Origin of the sequence: Streptococcus vestibularis (assembly GCF_900636445.1) — a bacterium.
Lineage (GTDB): Bacteria > Bacillota > Bacilli > Lactobacillales > Streptococcaceae > Streptococcus > Streptococcus vestibularis.
Genome location: NZ_LR134275.1, coordinates 1,212,873 through 1,232,476 on the forward strand (window position 1 = coordinate 1,212,873; position 19,604 = coordinate 1,232,476).

Genomic DNA, 19,604 nt, shown 5'->3' on the forward strand with positions numbered 1-19,604 from the left:
AAACAAGATAGTATTTCCGCTACTGTCTGGGTACAGATTTAAGACAATAAAAAAAACACCACACATTCATGTGGTGATAAGACTTATTGAGCTTTTTTATCAAAGTATTTGACAGGTGCCTTTTCAAGATTTTGTAGTGAAAGCTTAGCAGTCGCGTTAGCCTCAGTACCGTAATCAGAAAAATCAATGCTAAGTTCATGATCAAAATCTACAACGGCATAGTCAACAACGATTTCTTTAACTTCCTTAGGAGCAATCTTGGTCTTATTAGCAATCTTGTCTCTGTCATCATCTTTAGAGAAGACCATTGTCGCAACCTTCAATTCTTCCTTCTCCTGTTTAACATCGAGAACCACCTTCATCAAAAGAGTGTAGGCATTCATGGTTTCTTTACTTGAGTTGCTAAGTTTATAGTGAACACGTACAGCTTTCTGACCTTCTGGTGATTCGATTTTAGTTGCAGAAAGAACTTGTACACTAGCATCTTGTCCCACAAATTGCATTTTGTTTTTATCATATGTCCAAGTAGACTCTTTATCCGGCGTACAGGCTGACAAACCAATAATGGTTAAGCAGGCAAGAGCGATAAGTCCTAAGACTTTCTTAAATGTCATTCTTACAATCTCCTTAAACTTGTTTAAAATAGGAATTTAGTATTTCCTAATAACCTTTTTATTATGTCAAAATCTAATAATCTTGTCAAATATCTCCAGACATCTTGCTCTCAGAGAACAAATAGGGTAGAATAAGAAAAAATCTGTAAGGGGTCAGTTATGAGCATTTATCAAGAAATTGTTGAGACTATCACCAAAGATATCCAAAATGGTAAATTAGAGAAAGGAAGTAAATTACCATCTATTCGTCAGCTTAGCCAAACTTATGGTTGCAGTAAAGATACTGCTCAAAGAGCACTCTTGGAACTCAAGTATCAAAACTATATTTATGCCGTCCCCCAAAGTGGCTATTATGTTCTCGAGGGCGCCTCTAAATCCAATGATAAGGTTCTACTCAACCTTAATGACTATAATCAATTAGCCTACGAGGATTTTCGTCTTTGCTTAGATGAAAGTTTAGCAGGCCACCAAGACTACCTCTTCAACTATTATCATGAGCAAGCTGGACTAAAAGAACTGGTTGAAGCATTAAAAAATCGCCTTGCATCTGACGACATTTATGTCAATTCAAATCAAATTGTCATTACTTCAGGAAGCCAACAGGCCCTCTATATCCTATCACAGATGGATTTCGGTAATGGTGCTCACAAAATTCTTTTGGAACAACCTACCTACCACCGTATGAACCAACTAGTCAATCGTCAAAATCTAGCCTACGAAACCATCAATCGCAATTTTGATGGTCTGGACTTCACACTATTAGAGGAGTACTTTAAGTCTGGTCAGTTTAAGTTTTTCTATACCATTAGTCGTTACTCTAATCCTCTTGGATTGAGCTACACTGCTAGTGAAAAAGAAAAGCTTGCCCAACTTGCCAAACAGTATAATGTCTATATCGTCGAGGACGACTATATGGGTGACTTTAGCGATAGTAAAAATCTACCAATTCACTACTACGATACCCAAAATCAGACCATCTATATCAAATCATTTTCCATGGCACTTTTCCCTGGGTTACGTCTGGGGAGTGTTGTCTTACCACCAAATCTCAGAGCGACCTTTTTGGCTCACAAAGGGCTTATCGACTACGATACCAACCTCATTATGCAGAAGGCCCTCTCAGTCTACCTAGATAATGGCATGTTCCAAAAAAATATAAAAAAATTGCGTGATCTTTTTCAAGAAACCATGGCTAAAAGTCACGAAACTATCGAGCAAGCTAAGGTTTCCATTCCCTATCAGATTTCTCCTAGACACATTACCTGGAAGCTTCCAAAAGGGGTCTCATTAGAGAATTTCAAAGCTCAGAAACAAATTCGCTTTTTAGAAACATCCTTTATAAGACCGAGTTCTGAGACTTATATGCAAATAGGACATGGAAAAGAACTGAAGACTTTTTTAAAACTTTTGAAAATGACAGACTAAAAACTCAGACACACAAAAAAGCCATCAAAGCAATGGCTTTTTATTATTTAGTCTGTTCAAAGCGTAGGTGTACGATTACTTTGTCACCATAACCGTTACGCTCCAAATCTCGTTGCAAACGGTATGAAATATAATGTTCAGCAATATTGATAAAACCAGCTTCCATAAGACGATTTTCAACCAATGACTGAATCATGTTAATGGTTGGGCGTTCCACTTGGGCGTCTTGAAGATCAAGCACTACTTTACGAGTCACTTGAGCTAGGTTTTGGCGCCAAGCATCATCAATAACATACACAGTCTGGGCTGCTTTTAAGATGGCTTGGTAGATTTTATCAGGATCAAATTCAGCAACTTGACCATTACGTTTAATAATTTGCATGGCTACCCTCTTTTCAAGTTTTTTCTTTTATTATGCAGAGAATTTACATATTTGTCAAGTGCAAATCACTGAAAGAGCTATTCGGACTGCTTATTCCCAGAATTTAGCAATGTAAAGTGGTTTGCCATGTCTATCAAAGGATAGAGTTGAGGGATAGGACATTGACTGATTATGTCGAATATGATTAGCAATTCTTTTATCGCCGTTTATCAGGTGAATGTCATAAGTCTGCCCGTCAGAACTTTCAAAGTGAGCATTAATCCTAGCACTACTCGTTTTAGACCCAACATGACTAATATCTATTTGTTCAACTTTGCCATCAATGCTTTTAGATATAGGTCCTCCATAAGCCTTGTAAATTGTGACGGTAGCTAAAACATCCTCAACCAAAACATAGGTCATTCCGAAAATAAACAGATAGACTATTGGGATAACAATGAAAGATAATTTACTTTTGCGAAACGTTTCTTTATGCCAAGCCCAAATATCCTGAGGTGACATGATTAAAAACTTCTTAACATACTGATGAACGAGTAACCTATAGACTAACATTAAAAATGTTAATTGCCCCAAGGGATAAGCAAAACTGGGTAAGCCATCAATAAGTACATTGACTTTATCAGATTCAAAAGTGTAATGTCCCCACACCCCGTTAAAGAACTCTAAAAACAAATTATCTCCTCTATGTAATATCGTCTAATAACTTAAAAATCCATCTTCTCAGATGGATTTTCTAACTATTAACGTACTTCTGCTTTAACTTTTTCAGTGAGAGCTTTAGTAATTTTTTCCATGTATTTGGCAACTTCTTCGTCTGTGAGGTTGTCATTTGGATTTTGGAAGGTAAGGCTATAAGCCATTGATTTCATACCTGCACCAAGTTTTTCACCTGCGTAAACATCGAAGAGTTTAACGGCAACCAAGCGTTTGACTCCTGCAGAGTAGATAGCATCCAGAACTTCTTGATGAGTGATTTCTGCCTTGAGAAGAAGGGCGATATCACGTGATACTGCAGGGAATTTTGTGATTTCAACAAATGGTTGATCTGGTTGCAAGGCAGCTTCTACAGCACTAAGGTTAATTTCAGCCACATAAGTCTCAGGAATGCCATAGTTTTTGGCAGTTTGTGGGTGAACTTGACCAAGGAATCCAATAGTTTGACCATCAAGTACAATAGCAGCTGTACGACCTGGATGCATGCTTTCTAGATCTTTTGTCGCTACATAGTCAACTGAAACTTCAAGTTTATCAAAGAGTGCTTCAACAATACCTTTGGCATAGAAGAAATCAACTGGCGTTGCTTTGGTTTGGAAATCTTTTTCAGCTACAAGACCAGAAATAGCGAAGGCAAAGGTATTGATTTCATTTGGCAATTCCTCTTTTGGATTACCCTTTTGTTCAAAGACCTTACCGATTTCGTAAATAGCAACGTTACTATTCTTACGGTTGACGTTGTAAGCAACGGTATCAAGCATACCAGAGACCATGTTCTGACGGAGGGCTGAGCGATCAACAGTCATTGGCCACATCAACTCAGTCAAGTTACTTGGTGTCACTGCAAATTCTATGGCTTTTTCAGGTGTTGTCAAAGCGTATGAAATAATCTCTGTCAAACCAGCACCTTCAGCAATGGTACGAACTTTACGGCGAAGTACTTGTGTTTCAGTCAATTCACCGGCTGTCCCTGCTGCTTCTGGAAGTGTCGTAGGCAATTTTTCATAGCCATAGATACGTGCAATTTCCTCTACCAAGTCTGCTTGGATACTGATATCCCAACGACGACGTGGTACAGATACTGTGAATTTATCGGCATCACCTGTCAATCCAAAACCAAGTTTCGCAAAGACATCTTCAATATCTGCAAAAGTCAATTCTGTACCAAGGCGAACATTCACATAGTCAAGACTTGTAGAAACTTGAACTGGCTCTGTATCAACTGAACCTGCTTGAACACGGCCTGCAAGAACAGTACCATTTGCCAATTCTTGCAACATAGCTGCTGCAAAATCAAGCGCTTCAAGGACAGTATCGTTATTGATACCTTTTTCAAAACGTGATGATGATTCTGAACGAAGGTTAAGACGGCTGCTCGTCTTACGAACAGATTTGCCATCAAAAACAGCAGCTTCAAGAACAACGTTTTTAGAATTGTTGTCAATTTCAGTTGAAGCACCACCCATAACACCTGCTAGGGCAACTGGTTTGTCAGCAACTGTAATAACAATATCTTCAGTAGTCAATTCACGTTCTTCACCATCGAGAGTCACCAATTTTTCCCCCTCACGGGCATCACGCGCAACGATTCGTGAATCTTCAAATTTGTCCAAATCAAAGGCGTGCATTGGTTGTCCAAAGTAAAGAAGAACATAGTTTGTCACATCTACTACGTTGTTAATTGGACGAATACCAGCATTCATGAGAAGGTTTTGCAGCCATTGTGGACTTGGTTGAACCGTGACATTCTCAACCACACGACTAGCATAAGTAGCCACTTTATCACTTTCAATAGCTACTGAAATCTTATCAGAAGCTGGTTTGCTGTCTTCAGTAACTGTTTTTTCTGGGAAATGAACAGATTTACCATAGATTGCAGCAACTTCATGAGCCACACCACGCATAGAAAGAGCATCGGCACGGTTAGGTGTGATTGACAATTCGATAATTTCGTCATCAAGGTCGAGATATGGGAAAATGCTATCTCCAGGTACAGCATCTTCAGGCAAAATTTGGATTCCATCTGCAAATTCCTTAGGAATAATGTTATCTGGAAGTCCAAGTTCTGCCAAAGAACAGATCATACCGAGAGATTCCATGCCTCGAATCTTCCCTTTTTTAATTTTGTAATTGTCTGCAATTCGGGCACCAGGAATGGCAACAATGACCTTGATTCCAGCAGTGACATTTGGAGCGCCACATACAATTTGACGTGGACCTTCAGCATCTCCTGTATCTACTTGACACAAGTGCAAGTGTGTTTCAGGTACGTCTTCACATGTCAAGACATGACCAACAACCAATTTAGACAAGCCTTCAGCAGGTGTCTCAACACCTTCCACTTCAATACCTGTCGTCGACATTTTTTCAGCGAGTTCAGCAGTGGTAACATCCACATCAACCAACTCTTTTAACCATTTATAACTAACTAGCATAATAATGATATTAAGACCATGTCCTTGCAGAGCAAGGACCAAAGTGACAAGATTTTAGGAAGTCGCCTGAAATCCTAATTTCAGTAGCGACTTATCTAAATCTCGAACTTTGAGGTCGTATTCAAATCCTTTCTGTAAAATTATCAGTTCAACTGATAAATGAGAGAAGAATTTAAACCTCTACTTAGGGCGGGTTCAAATCCTTTCTGTAATATAGGAATATGTATAGCTGATATAAGAGGAAGACGAACTGACACGTTTAATCGCCTTATAAACTCCTCTCTATCAACTTAATAATAGGTTTATAATTTCAATTTTAGTAACCAATCGCAGTCCACTTTACCATCACCGACCGGAAAATTGTGTTCTGAAAATTTTTCAAAGCCATATTTATCGTAAAATATCTGTGCTTTGAAATTTCTTTCCCAAACACCCAACCAGGCCCAATCACAACCTAGATCACGGGCTTCCTGCAATGCAAATTCAAAGAGTTGCTTACCCAAACCCATGCCTTGGAAGGCCTGACTAATATATATACGTTGAATTTCAAAGGCATTGTCCAAATACTGCTCTGTTTGAGCAGAACCAACATTGGTCTTTAGAAAACCTGCCTTTTCACCATCAACGAGAATGAAAAAGTAACGCGATTCTTCATGAGTGATTTCATCCAAGAGAACTTCCTCAGCAAGTGTGGTGTCGAAGTAATCTTGCAACTGGGCCTCGGTATTATCATGAGCAAAAGTCTCTCTAAAGGTATCTTCGGAGATAACTTTTAATTCTGCTACTTCTTCCGGAAGAACCTTACGAATAACGACTGACATGACAACCTCCTAAACCTTATTTAAACTGTTCTGAGAAACGAACATCCCCTTGATAGAAACCACGGATGTCGTTAATACCATAACGAAGCATGGCAATACGTTCTTGACCAAGACCAAAGGCGAAACCTGAATATTCTTCAGAATCAACACCTGACATCTCAAGCACTTGTGGGTGAACCATACCAGCACCAAGGATTTCAATCCAACCTGTCTTTTTACATACGTTACATCCTTTACCTCCACACTTGAAGCATGACACGTCAACCTCAACGGAAGGTTCAGTGAATGGGAAGTAAGAAGGACGCAAACGGATTTGACGTTCTGCACCAAACATTTTTTGAATAATCATCTCAAGCGTTCCCTTAAGATCACCCATTGAAATGTTCTTACCAACAACCAAACCTTCGATTTGGTGGAACTGGTGACTGTGAGTAGCATCATCTGTATCACGACGGAAAACACGTCCTGGTGAGATCATCTTAAGTGGACCTTTAGAAAAATCGTGTTTATCAAGTGTACGAGCTTGAACAGGACTTGTGTGAGTACGAAGCAAAATTTCTTCCGTAATATAGAAAGTATCTTGCATGTCACGCGCTGGGTGATCCTTAGGCAAGTTCATACGTTCAAAGTTATAGTAATCAGTCTCAACTTCAAAACCATCAACGATTTGGAAGCCCATCCCCAAGAAAATGTCTTCGATTTCTTCAGCTGTTTGGCTAAGAATATGACGGTTACCAAGTTTAACTTGGCGTCCTGGAAGAGTTACGTCAAGACTTTCAGAGTCAAGTTGTGCTTGAATTTTAGCGGCTTCGACAATTTTAGTGGCTTCGTCAAAAGCTTCCGTCAAAACGTCACGAACTTCGTTGACCATTTTACCAACTTTAGGACGTTCTTCATTAGGAAGGTCTTTAAGTCCCTTCAAAAGGTCTGTCAAAGAGCCCTTTTTACCTAAAACTGCAACACGCAATTCTTGTAATTCCTTAGAGTGTTCACCACGCATTTCAGCCAGTTTAGCCTGCGTTGAGGTTTTCAACTCTTGCAATTGTGTTTGTAAATCCATGAGATTCCTTTCTGATGTGACAATTTCGAATCGCAAACAAAAAACCACATGCCAGAACTCCAACCCGGAGCGTTGACACGCGGTACCATCCGTTTTTTATCTGTTTTCCCAGACCTTGATTCGTCAGCCGTTTTCATGAGTGAATTCGCCAAACTTCCCTTGAGGAGGCTTCCAGTCCATGACCCCCAATCCCTGTCAATTTCTATAAGGTTACTAGTCTCTACGACTTCTATTTAATTACCACCATTCTATCAAAAATTAGTTGTGCTTTCAAGTGCCTACAGTTACGTCAATTCAATAAGGTATTTTTGAAACTATTCTTTTTGGAAAAATCATTCAGGTAATGGTCAATGCCCGTATCAAACAAGCCTAGTCTCAAACTGAAAAAGATGAGCAGTAAAATAGACACGGCAACCTTATTTTTTCTGAAAGTTATTTCAATTTTTTTGAGACTATAAAAAAGATAGTGATAAAGCTATCAACTATCTTTCATGAACATATAATCTATTTTTAGTCAAAACCGAGGTCTTTTAGTTTAACTGAAACAATTTTTGAGACACCTGATTCCTGCATGGTCACCCCATAAATAGAGTCTGCTGCTGACATGGTTCCCTTACGGTGGGTAACCACAATAAATTGACTAGACTTGTCAAAACGATTAAGGTAGTCCCCGAAGCGTTTAACATTGGCTTCATCCAAAGCCGCTTCTACTTCGTCAAGGATTACAAAAGGTATAGTCTTAACACGAATGATGGCAAAGAGAAGAGCCAAAGCTGACAAGGCCTTTTCACCGCCTGACATAAGGTTAAGTGATTGAATTTTCTTACCTGGTGGCTGCACAGAAATTTCTACCCCAGCCTCTAGGAGATTGTCTGAGGTCAAAATCAAGTCGGCAGAACCTCCACCAAACATCTGGGTAAAGGTCTGTTTAAAGCTTTCTCGGATAGCCTCAAAAGTTGCTTTAAAGCGTGATTTCACTTCATCATCCATGTCATTTATGGTATTCAGAAGGAGACTCTTAGCTTCGAGCAAATCATCCTTTTGGCCGTTCAAGAAATCTAGACGTTGCTTAACCTCTTCAAATTGAGCAATAGCGTCCACATTGACAGGACCCAGAGCCTTAATCGAACGCTCGAGACTTTGCAGATTCTGGCGAGTTTGGTCGACATTGTCAAGAGGACAAGCCTGACCTTTGGCGACTTCAAGTGTCATCTGGTAATCTTCAGCCAACTGGGTCGCAAACTTACGAAGCGATTGACTAATCTGACTTTCACGCTCTTCCAGGCGAGTCTGCTGACGAATCAAGTCCTCATTACGATTACCTGCTTTAGCCAAACGCTCCTCCAAATCTTCCAACTGACCTTCGTAATCTTGCAGCTGAATCTTGGCACGAACAAGAGCTTGTTCCAAATCGTCCTTACGTTGGACAGCTTCTTTATGCTGTGCTTGCAAATGCGGAAGGCGATCAGTTTGGTCATCATTGACCTGGTTATTAAGGAGCGCTTGAAGATTATCCGATTCCTTCATTAACTCAGACAAGTCGGCTTGAAGACGATTACTTTCTGTCCTAGCAAAACGCAATTCTGCTTGCAAATCACGTTCCTTCAACTGAAGTTCAGATTGCTTGTCTAAGAGAACCTGTTTTTGTTGGCCAAGAGCGTCTTTGTCTTCCTTAATAGCCTCAATACGGTCGTTAATGGCCTCACGCTTGGATGCAATTTGTGCTAACTCTGCTTTAAATTGTTCAGCCTTATCTTGAAGATTTGCTCCATCAGTTCCCTGAGAATCCTGTTTGAAACTATCCACTAGGGTTTGATTTTTCTCCACCTCTGACAGGGCTTGTTGGTGTTCTAAATCTAGTTTTTGCTCCTGAAGACGAGCATTTTCACCATCTACTTTAAGATCATCTAGCTCTTTCTGTAGAGCCTTACGTTTGGTCTTAAGGGCTTCAACTTTGGCTTCACTATCACTTAATTGGACCTTGATCTGGTTAATTTCAGCAGTCAATTCATCCAGTTCAGGCTTGATAAAGAGATTATTATTTTGTTTGTTGGTACCACCAGCAAAGGCACCACCGGGACGGATCTCAGACCCATCAAGAGTAACCATACGTACTTGGAAACGAACAGCTCGAGCAGCCTTATTAGCATTGTCAATGGTATCAAAGATTGCCGTAACCCCTAGGAGGTTTTGTAAAATATTAGATAAGCGTTCTTCATAGGTAACCAAATCGGAAGCCATACCAATAAAGCCTGGTGCATTGGCAAGACTTTGAGCAAATTGTCCATTAAGTTGACGTGGTTTAATAGTGGTCAACGGCAAGAATGTCGCACGACCCTGACGATTGCGCTTCAAGTAGTCAATCGAACGCTTGGCAGCCGCTTCGTCCTCAACAATAATATTTTGCCCGCTAGCTCCCATAGCAATTTCAAGAGCTGTCTGATAACGCGTATCAAAGGTCAAGTGTTCACTGACAGCACCAATAATTCCCTGAATGGACTGGGCATTTTGAAGGACAGCCTTAACCCCTGCATAGAAATTAGAATGATTTTTTTGAATAGATTCAAGACTTTGACGACGGGCATCTTTACTTTTAAGGTGATCCATGAGGTCAAACATCTGCTTTTGAGCCTCTTGATAGTCCTTATCAATAGCTTGATAAACCTGAGCCTTTTCTTTGTAACTAGCTAAAAGACTTTGAAGACTCTCTTTGGCTACTTGATAAGCTTTTTGGGTTTCGCTAGCCACTTCCTGAGCTGAGAGCAAATCGGCTTGAGCTTGTTTAAATTCTTCAGCTTGTGCCTCAAGCGCTTGTGTCTGACTGTCCATGTCGTGGGTGACCTGAGTCAAACTATTGGAAACCTTGGCTTCCTCCTGCATCAGACCAACATAATCCTCACGTAAACGTTCAATAAGCGTATCTGGATCATCAGAAAATTGCTCCAAATCTTTTTGAATGGCAGTCAGCTCCTGAGCAATAGTATTCAATTCAGCATCTAATTTAACTTTCCGTTGGTTAACCTTATCAAGTGATGCCTGAGCTTCTGCTTTCAAACTCTCTAACTCATTGAGACGAGATGCTGTCTCTTCTTTTTTCTCTGAACGCTGCTGACTCTCCATGGTATAAAGATCAATTTGACGCTCAAAATCACTAATAAGACGTGTGACATCCACCAAGGTTTGCTGGTCAGAAGAAATTTGTTCTGAAATTTGATGGCGTTTTTGCTTGAGTTCTTGATTTTCAGTCTCTAGATGATGGCGTTCCTCATAATAGCTGGTTAATTTTTCCTTGACCTCTGCCAAATCCTCTTGGGTCTGACTCAACTCAGACTTACCAATTTCAATATCGTGGACCAAAAGATTAAGCTGAGTCTGTCTACGCTCTTCATCTAATTCCAAATAACGTTTGGCAGTCGCAGCTTGCTTTTCAAGGGGTTTAACCTGACCGTCCAGCTCGTAGATAATATCTTCCAAACGATCAAGGTTATCTTGGGTTTGATTAAGCTTACTTTCCGTTTCTTTCTTACGTGTCTTATATTTGAGAACCCCTGCTGCTTCTTCGAAAATAGCGCGGCGTTCTTCAGGTTTGGCATTAAAAATAGCCTCAACACGACCTTGGGAAATAATGGAAAAAGAATCACGCCCTAAACCTGTATCCATGAAAAGGTCATGAATATCACGCAGACGAACCTTACGACCCTCAATCAAGTAATCATTGTCACCGTTTCGATAAATGTGACGCTCCACACGAATGGTTTCACCAGCACCCGCGATAAAGCCGTCACTGTTATCAAGAGTGACTGCCACTTCCGCATAGTTGAGAGCCTTACGAACCTCTGTCCCCGCAAAAATAACGTCAGGCATCTTGCCCCCACGCAAACTCTTGGCAGAGGATTCACCCAGTGCCCAGCGTAGACTCTCTGTAATATTTGATTTTCCCGATCCATTTGGACCTACAACGGCTGTTACTCCCTTGTCAAAGACGACTTGCGTCTTGTCCGCAAAGGATTTAAAGCCCTGCATTTCAATTGATTTCAAATACATGCTTAATTTCCTAGTTGTTCAAGGGCAGCCTTAGCCGCTGCCTGTTCAGCTAATTTCTTAGATTTTCCAAGACCTGTGCTGAGTTCTTTACCATCAACAGCTACCTGCATAGTAAATTCTTTGGCATGAGCTGGTCCAGACTCGTCAATAACGGTATAAGTAATATCAACCGTACCATTAACCTGAAGACGCTCTTGAAGGGCCGTCTTATAGTCTGTTACTCGGTCAAAGTTTCCCTTTTCAACCTGAGGAATCATGACCTGATTCAAAAATTTCTCAACAGCAGGCAAACCTTGATCCAGATAAAGGGCTCCAAGGAAGGCCTCCCAGAGGTCACCAAGAATAGTGGCACGTTCACGGCCTCCAGATTTTTCTTCACCTTTACCAAGACGAATATACTGCTCGAAACCACAAGCCTTCGAAAATCCGGCTAAGCTCTCTTCACGAACGATAGTGCTACGCATCTTAGACATTTCCCCCTCTGGCTTGTTAGGGTAGCGTTTGTAAAGATAAACAGAAATGACTAGTTGCAGAGCCGCGTCTCCTAAAAATTCCAAACGTTCATTATGTGAAATGTTTAGGAGGCGGTGCTCATTGGCATATGAGGTATGGGTAAATGCTGTTTCTAAGAGGTCTTTTTGGCTAAAAACAATACCAAAATCCTGCTCAAGTTTTTGTTCAAGTTGATTCATGAAACTTCCTTTCTTTTTAAGCACACTAACTATAATTATATCAAAAAAAGCCAATTTTCATGATAGAAAACTGCTTTTAGACCCTATATCTGCTGAATTTGTGAGATTTAACCTATTCAACTAAAAAAGCTGAGCAAGCTACTCAACTTCATTTTCTTAATAATCTGGACGAACGACACCTGTAACTGTCTCACGTGTTGCTTCGACATCTTCTTCAAGGACAACCTTGATGATACGTTTGGCTTCTTCTGAAGTACATGCAACCAATGGCAAACGAAGTGGTCCAACTTCGAAACCAAGATGGTTAAGAACAGCCTTGACAGGTGCAGGACTTGGAACTGAGAAGAGAGCGTTAACTTTAGGAATAAATTTACGTTGGATAGCTGCTGCTGTCTTGAGGTCACTATTTTCAATAGCTTCAAGCATGGCATGCATCTCACCACCATTTGTATGAGAGGCTACTGAGATAACACCGTTAGCTCCAAGGTTCATAGCGTGGAAGGCATCCCCATCTTCACCGGTATAAACCAAGAAATCTTCTGGTTTATGTTCGATAAGGTAGGCCATATTAGCAAGGCTGGTACATTCTTTAACACCGATAATATTTGGATGTTCAGCCAAACGAAGCATGGTATCAGGAGCCATTTCAACAACCACACGCCCAGGGATGTTGTAGATGATAATTGGCAAATCAGAAGCGTCCGCAATAGCTTTGAAGTGTTGGTACATACCTTCTTGTGATGGCTTGTTGTAGTATGGAACGATAGCAAGACCAGCTGCAAAACCACCAAATTTAGCAACTTCTTTGGCAAACTCGATAGAGTCGCGTGTATCGTTAGTACCGACACCAGCAATTAATGGCACACGTCCATTAACGATTTTCTGAACAGCCGCAAAGAGTTCCAACTCCTCATCGTGAGTAAGTGTTGGACTTTCAGCTGTTGTCCCCGCCAAAAGAAGAGCTTCTGTATGGTGAGCCAAAAGATGCTCAATCAATTCTGGAAGCGCATCGTAATTGATAGAGCCATCTTCGTGGAAAGGTGTAATAAGGGCTGTAATCAGTTTGACATCTCTTAATTGATCAATTGACATAATATTCTCCTTCAACCGTTTTCTAACCCTTTCCATTTTACCATAATTTTGACCAGACAGACAGATAAGTTAACAATTTTCTGAAAACGTGAGAACTGACTGTTTCAATATGATAGTCAAAACACAAAAAAACAGAGAGAAGTCTCTCTGCTTTATAGGATTCAGCTTGAATTTAGTATTCAAATACAACACTAAATCCTTACTAATTCCTGAATCATAACGCAGTGTTTGATTGGAACTACTCATGTCTGCAACATTCGTACTTCCTAATCAACTGTGCGGGGGGAGTATAAAAGTCTAGTGGACTTTTATAGCCTGAGCCTTAAATTATAAAAGCGAAGGAGAAATCAAACTCTTCGAGTTACTGATTTCTGTTTTGTTCCCTATTTCAATTCAAATTTTAATTCTGAAGTTGGGCGAACCAAACCACGTTCGTGAAGTGTTTCTGCGATTTGGACTGAGTTCCAAGCGGCACCTTTAAGGAGGTTATCTGAAACAACCCACATGTGGATACCTTTTTCAGCATCCAAATCTTTACGGATACGTCCAACGAATGTATCACGTGAACCTACAGCGTTAACAGCTTGTGGGTAGACTTGGTTAGCAACATCGTCTTCAAGAACTGCACCAGGGAATTCTGCAATAGCAGCTTTCACTTCGTCAATTGGTGCCACTTCTTTTGTTTCAATATAGACTGACTCTGAGTGAGCTGACAAAACTGGAATACGTACACATGTTGCTGATACAGCAATGCTGTCGTCTTCCATGATTTTCTTAGTTTCGTTTGTCATCTTCATTTCTTCGTAAGTATAGTCATTTTCAGTGAAGACGTCGATTTGAGCCAAGGCGTTGAAGGCGATTGGGAAGTGTTTCTTATCACCACCACATGGCAAGATTTCAGCTTTAACATCACGTGGGTTAACGCCGTCATTCAAAACTTCTTTCAACTCACGTTGTGTTTCAAGGATTGCTCCCATACCAGCACCTGATACGGCTTGGTAAGTTGACACGATGATACGGTCCAAGCCCCATTTTTGACGAACTGGCTCAAGGGCAACCATCATTTGAATCGTTGAACAGTTAGGGCAAGCGATAATACCGTTGTGAGCATCGAGTGCATGTGCATTGACCTCAGGTACAACCAATGGCACATCTGGATTTTGACGGAAGAAAGATGTGTTATCAACGACTACTGCACCGGCTTTAACAGCGTATGGTGCATATTTAGCAGAGGTAGATCCACCAGCTGAGAAAAGTGCAATGTCTACACCTTCAAATGCGTCTTCAGTCGTTTCTTCGATGGTCACGTCTTGACCTTTAAACTGCAAGACTTTTCCTGCAGAACGAGCAGACGCAAGGTAGCGAATTTTATCGATTGGAAGTGTTGATTCTTCCAACATTTTGATCATTTGAGCACCAACGGCACCTGTAGCACCGACAACAGCAACTGTGTATCCCATAGTTAAACCTCTTTCGGAATTTTCTATCAATTTAGTTTAGTGAATCTATTATACTACGTTTAAGTCCAGTTGAAAAGGGTAAAAAAGCCAAGAATAAAGAAAAATCCCCTACCAAACGGCAAGGGATAAGAGGCATCTTTCGATGAGAGTAGCAGGTTCACACAACTACTCAAGGTCCGCTCCTGCGTTACAATTTAATGTAGACCTCCTCAGCGCAAAAGGCTCTAAAGAGCCAATCGACTCATCGCATGTTTCTATTCTAGCATAATGAACGCAAGAGTCAAGCTCTTGATTTCTATAAATACTTACTTGCCTCACGAATGCTAAGAGATGCCATTTGACTAGCATGTTGATCAATAAAAGCCCGAACCCAATCAGGATTTACCTTTGAGTAATTGCGCAAACTCCAACCGATAGCCTTATTAATGAAAAACTCTGTCTGCCCAAAGTTGTTACAGATAACCTCTGCTAGGAGAGCAGTATCTGTCAAATCTTTACGCATAAGCTGGTGGTCAATGGCAATACGTCTCAACCAAAAATCCTCATCAAGACTCCATTGGCGCATGATACTCTTGGTTTCTGGATAGTGAAAAGTAACCTCTCCGATGATAAGGTCCAATTGATCTATACTGTCCCACCATGATTTGGTTTGAGCCAATTCCTTTAGCTTTGGAAAATCTTCAGGTCTAAGCTCCTTCTTCTTTTTATCCAGATAATCCATAGCAATATATTGAAACTCACGGTAAGGTTGCTGCCAACACTCTTCCACAAAAGTCCAATCAATTGGATTTTTTATGAAAGGCTTAAAAAACTCTCTTTCAATCTTTTTGAGAATTGGTTTTTGAACGCCAAGAAAGCTGAATTTATTTTTCATATAAGCTTCCATTGCTGGGACTTTCGTTGGATTAGCTTGGTCTTCTAACAATTTCAAAAGAATTTTTGTATCCATATGATTCCTCCTTTTTTACATCAAAGGTCCAATCAAAGAAAAGAGATAGCCACATAGACGATGAGCTAAAGGCATTTTTGATAAACTTTCCAATGTCACTTCCTCTGAGAGAGCCTGGGTTTTCTCAAAATCTTGTTCAATCTTAATCACTTCCAAATTTTTATAGAGATAAACCCCGTCTTCAAAATTTTGATAGAGACTTCGGTAGTCTGTATTAATGGTACCTACCACAGCTTGTTGACCATCAGAAACATAAACTTTAGCATGGACAAAGCCTGGGGTATAGCGGAAAATACGGACGCCAGCATCCAAGAGGGCTTTAAAATAGGTCGTCGCAATATCAAAGGCATACTGTTTATCTGGAATTCCTGGCATAATGATACGAACATCCACACCTCGTCTGGCCGCAAAGGTCATGGCCCGAACCAATTCGTCATCCAAAATCAAATAAGGCGTCATGATATAGACATAATTAGTTGATGTATTTAGAAGATGTAAATAAACATTTTCGGCAACCTTGTGGTAGGTCAGTGGTGAATTGCCATAAGGGAGTACAAAGCCCTGACTCTTTCTTTTTTGTGGTTCTTCTTGTAGATAGCGATCCATATCTGTTTTATCTTCTATTCCAGTCACTGTCCACATGGTCAAAAAGAGAGCTTTTAGCGTTTGAACTGCTGTACCATCTAAGCGAAGGGCCGTGTCCTTCCAATGCCCAAAGCGTTCTCGTTTATTAACATACTCGTCAGCGATATTAACGCCACCAGTGTAAGCAACTTGACCATCAATCACTGTAATCTTTCGATGGTCTCGGTAATTGTAATAGGTTGATAGAATAGGCTTGACTGGTGAGAAGGCCTGAGCTTTAATGCCAACCTTGTGTAGTCGCTCAATATAATCGTAGGACAAGGTAGTCATCTCATTCATCCCATCAAACATGACACGAACGTCCAGACCTGCCTTGGCCTTCTCCTCTAAAATGGTTAAAATCTCGCCCCACATGATTCCTTCGTCAATGATGAAATATTCCATGAAGATATAACGCTCCGCCTTTTTCAAATCCTCCAACAAGGCTGGAAGCATGTCATCTCCAAGTGGAAAATAGGTAACCTCTGTGTTTCTGTAGATAGGAAACTGTGCTGGACTATGCTCCAAAAAATAAGCTAATTTCTGTAATTGGCGATCACTTTGGGATAAATAATCAGCAACTTCTGGATCGGTACTTAGATAGTCGGATACCTGCACTGTAGCATCCTCAAGCCGTTTCTTCAAGCGTCTCACACCCAAATCAGCCAGTGAAAAGTAAAGCAGAGCCGTCCCAAAAATTGGAAAGAGGGCAATGATAATCATCCAGGACAGTTTGGAACGAGAATCCATGGAACGATTGAGCAAGTAAAAGAAGGTAAAGACACTCAACAAGTGTTCCCATAAGATAATGGATGGGAAATGCTCTTGTAGGCTGAGATATGAAAAGACAAGAAAGGCCAATTCCAGTAAGAAGAACAGGAGAATGGGAACCTTTCGGTTAAGTAGAATTTTAGCCCATCTGGAGGGCTTTTGAGGTAACAGTCTAGCACTGCTTACTTGAGACATATAAGCTCCTTTCATGTAGGGGAGACCATCACAACTTTCCGATCTCTTTCAATAATTTTATTAGTATCGTTTTAGCCTATGCAAAAGGCAGGGATAATTAGCCATTGTGGTTTACAAATGTCGTGATTTCTACTGTATTTTCCTGACAGGACCATCTATGGTCTTTTGCATCCAGACGATGTCGTGCCATTGCTCAAACTTGTAGCCAACTTTTGGAAAATGGGCAACTTGAACATAGCCACGTTTTTCATGCATGGCAATGCTGGCCTCGTTAGGAACTGCAATGCAGGCTAGGAAACGCAAGTACCCACGCTTCTCAAGTTCCTTCTCTAGGGCATCATAGAGCTGGCTTCCCAAACCTCGACCACGTGCATCTTCATGAAGATAGATAGACAGCTCTGTCGTCCAATCATAGGCTGTACGAGCATAATAGGTTGAGGCATAAGCATAGCCTAGCACTTGGCCATTCTCTTCTGCGACTAAATAGGGATATGTTTCAAGCGTCTTGCAAATGCGTTTTTCAAACTCTTGAACACTGGGAACCTCATATTCAAAGGTAATAGCTGTCTTCTCGACATAGGGTGCGTAGATGGCCTGAATAGCTTGTGCATCTGACAAGCTGGCTGGACGAATGGTTAACATCATTTTCTCCTTCGACTTCATTATCTTTATTTTAAACTATAAAAAAAGAGGGCTCAACCCTCTTCGAAAAGAAATTGTCACTACATCAATGGCGCAACTAATCTGGTCAATAAGCCTAAGCACTTCTGGTGGAATGGTCGATTTTTAACATCAGCCATGCTGACTCGATGACACTTGGCCATTGTCGCTTGGAAATCTTCTTCAATACCTACCACTGATGACGTCCTGTAAAGATAGGTCGCACACTCAAAGTGGTGATAAAGACTACGGTAATCTAAATTAATCGTTCCAACAACTGCCCTACTATTGTCACTCACAAAGACCTTAGCATGAACAAATCCAGGTGTGTACTCGTAGATTTTAACTCCGGATGCCAAAAGTGTTGGGTAGTAAGTCTTAGCTAGGTAGTAAGCTGACTTTTTATCAGGAATGCCTGGCATGATGATACTGACGTCTACCCCACGCTCAGCCGCAAACTTCAAAGCATGCAGTAACTCACCATCTAAAATAAGATAAGGTGTCATGATATGAACAAAATCACGCGCATGGTTTAGGATATCAATATAAACATTCTCACCAACCTTATCCTTATCAAGTGGAATATCCCCGTAAGGGACAACAAAACCAGGAGTATCAAAGGCCTCATGCTCGACCATATAGGGGGTCACATCCAGTGTTTCATGAGAGTAAGTCCACATCTGAAGGAAGAGGACTAAGAAAGTATCGACTGCTGGCCCCTCAACCATAAGTGCGGTATCTTTCCAATGGCCAAAACGCTCAATTTTGTTGATATACTCATCAGCTAGATTAACCCCACCTGTAAAAGCAACCTTACCATCAATCAGCAAGATTTTTCTATGGTCACGATAGTTGTAATAGGTCGACAAGAAAGGCGTTACAGAGGCAAAAACACGAGATTGAATACCAATTCTCTCCATACGTTTCTTATAGTCGAAACTCAAGGTTGAAAATTCGATCATGCCGTCATATAGGACTCGAACTTCCACCCCTTCTTGAACCTTCTGTTTCAAGATAGCTAGGATTTCACCCCACATCTCCCCTTCGTCAATAATGAAATATTCCAAGAAAATGTACTTCTCCGCTTTAAGGAGTTGTTTCTTCATTTCCTCAAACTTGGCCTCACCACTTGGAAAATAGGTCGTCTTCGTTTGACGATAGACAGGAAAATGCCCATTAACATTTTCAAGATATTGGACCAAGTTGTAGTTGCTCGTGTGACGCTGCTTAAGCTCTTCGAGAGCCTGATCATCCTGTTTCAATATGCCAGAACTGCGGTCAATATTGCTCTGAATCGCACGCTTCATCCCTGTATAGCCCAAATCTAGTTTTGTATAGGCTAGGAGTAAGGTTCCGATAATAGGGAAAGGTAAGACAATCAGCAGCCACGTATTAACAGCCGTCGACTCCATATCACTTTGAAAGAGATAAATAATGGCCAGAATACGAAGGACTACTTCTGTAACTTGCAGGTGTATCCTATATTGATGCAACCAGAGGTAAGACATGGCCACAACAACAAGCTGCAGTAAGATGATTAAGAAGATAATCGTAGCACGACTAAAGATTCCACGAAGAAATCCGCGACGACTCTTATCATAAAGACGTTCAATTTTAGCTTCGTTTTTGATAGCATGACTCCTTTCCCTTTTTAATTAATCTTATT

The 19,604-nt window shown here is 40.7% G+C and carries 15 protein-coding genes; 1 reads left to right on the forward strand and 14 read right to left on the reverse strand.

Translation table 11 applies throughout. The features are described from left to right. Positions 1 to 83 precede the first annotated feature (83 nt). Positions 84 to 614 carry a DUF5067 domain-containing protein gene (locus EL076_RS06155; protein ID WP_064519838.1) on the reverse strand — a complete coding sequence of 177 codons (531 nt, stop codon included), beginning with the start codon at positions 612 to 614 and terminating at the stop codon, positions 84 to 86. 159 nt (positions 615 to 773) lie between these two features. On the opposite strand from EL076_RS06155, the gene EL076_RS06160 reads away from it, so the two are divergent. Further along, entirely contained in the window at positions 774 to 2,039 is a 1,266-nt protein-coding gene (locus tag EL076_RS06160) for an aminotransferase-like domain-containing protein (protein ID WP_003096861.1), read from the forward strand. Between the two features lie 43 nt (positions 2,040 to 2,082). On the opposite strand, the gene EL076_RS06165 is transcribed toward EL076_RS06160, so the two are convergent. The 13 genes from EL076_RS06165 to cls (EL076_RS06230) all read right to left on the reverse strand — a co-directional run bounded on the left by EL076_RS06165 (position 2,083) and on the right by cls (EL076_RS06230) (position 19,551). After that, positions 2,083 to 2,421 carry an ATP cone domain-containing protein gene (locus EL076_RS06165; RefSeq protein WP_002887879.1) on the reverse strand — a complete coding sequence of 113 codons (339 nt, stop codon included), beginning with the start codon at positions 2,419 to 2,421 and terminating at the stop codon, positions 2,083 to 2,085. Positions 2,422 to 2,511: 90 nt separating this feature from the next. After that, positions 2,512 to 3,093 carry a hypothetical protein gene (locus tag EL076_RS06170; RefSeq protein WP_126429675.1) on the reverse strand — a complete coding sequence of 194 codons (582 nt, stop codon included), beginning with the start codon at positions 3,091 to 3,093 and terminating at the stop codon, positions 2,512 to 2,514. 68 nt (positions 3,094 to 3,161) lie between these two features. Then, the gene (gene pheT / locus EL076_RS06175) at positions 3,162 to 5,576 is read right to left on the reverse strand and encodes a phenylalanine--tRNA ligase subunit beta (protein ID WP_408055273.1); all 2,415 of its coding nucleotides are present in this window, start codon (positions 5,574 to 5,576) and stop codon (positions 3,162 to 3,164) included. Between the two features lie 296 nt (positions 5,577 to 5,872). Beyond that, on the reverse strand, positions 5,873 to 6,391 hold the full coding sequence (locus tag EL076_RS06180; RefSeq protein ID WP_064519832.1) for a GNAT family N-acetyltransferase: 519 nt from the start codon (positions 6,389 to 6,391) through the stop codon (positions 5,873 to 5,875). A 16-nt stretch (positions 6,392 to 6,407) separates the two neighbouring features. Further along, positions 6,408 to 7,451 (reverse strand): phenylalanine--tRNA ligase subunit alpha, encoded by a 1,044-nt coding sequence (pheS, locus tag EL076_RS06185; RefSeq protein WP_048788044.1) that lies wholly within the window; start codon positions 7,449 to 7,451, stop codon positions 6,408 to 6,410. A 510-nt stretch (positions 7,452 to 7,961) separates the two neighbouring features. Beyond that, on the reverse strand, positions 7,962 to 11,495 hold the full coding sequence (gene smc, locus EL076_RS06195; RefSeq protein WP_126429679.1) for a chromosome segregation protein SMC: 3,534 nt from the start codon (positions 11,493 to 11,495) through the stop codon (positions 7,962 to 7,964). Positions 11,496 to 11,497: 2 nt separating this feature from the next. After that, positions 11,498 to 12,187 (reverse strand): ribonuclease III, encoded by a 690-nt coding sequence (gene rnc / locus EL076_RS06200; RefSeq protein ID WP_126429681.1) that lies wholly within the window; start codon positions 12,185 to 12,187, stop codon positions 11,498 to 11,500. A gap of 156 nt (positions 12,188 to 12,343) precedes the next feature. Continuing rightward, a complete protein-coding gene (gene dapA / locus EL076_RS06205) occupies positions 12,344 to 13,279 on the reverse strand; it encodes a 4-hydroxy-tetrahydrodipicolinate synthase (RefSeq protein WP_126429683.1) in 936 nt (311 codons plus the stop codon). 383 nt (positions 13,280 to 13,662) lie between these two features. Continuing rightward, the gene (locus tag EL076_RS06210) at positions 13,663 to 14,739 is read right to left on the reverse strand and encodes an aspartate-semialdehyde dehydrogenase (RefSeq protein WP_126429685.1); all 1,077 of its coding nucleotides are present in this window, start codon (positions 14,737 to 14,739) and stop codon (positions 13,663 to 13,665) included. A gap of 295 nt (positions 14,740 to 15,034) precedes the next feature. Continuing rightward, positions 15,035 to 15,688 (reverse strand): DNA alkylation repair protein, encoded by a 654-nt coding sequence (locus EL076_RS06215; RefSeq protein ID WP_126429687.1) that lies wholly within the window; start codon positions 15,686 to 15,688, stop codon positions 15,035 to 15,037. Positions 15,689 to 15,703: 15 nt separating this feature from the next. Then, positions 15,704 to 17,278, reverse strand: a complete 1,575-nt coding sequence (gene cls / locus EL076_RS06220) for a cardiolipin synthase (RefSeq protein WP_126429689.1) — start codon at positions 17,276 to 17,278, stop codon at positions 15,704 to 15,706. Between the two features lie 129 nt (positions 17,279 to 17,407). Further along, complete coding sequence (locus EL076_RS06225) at positions 17,408 to 17,920, reverse strand: GNAT family N-acetyltransferase (RefSeq protein WP_037597922.1); 513 nt, start codon at positions 17,918 to 17,920, stop codon at positions 17,408 to 17,410. A gap of 80 nt (positions 17,921 to 18,000) precedes the next feature. Further along, positions 18,001 to 19,551: a cardiolipin synthase gene (gene cls / locus EL076_RS06230; RefSeq protein WP_193383675.1), complete on the reverse strand. Its 1,551-nt coding sequence runs from the start codon at positions 19,549 to 19,551 to the stop codon at positions 18,001 to 18,003. Positions 19,552 to 19,604 lie beyond the last annotated feature (53 nt).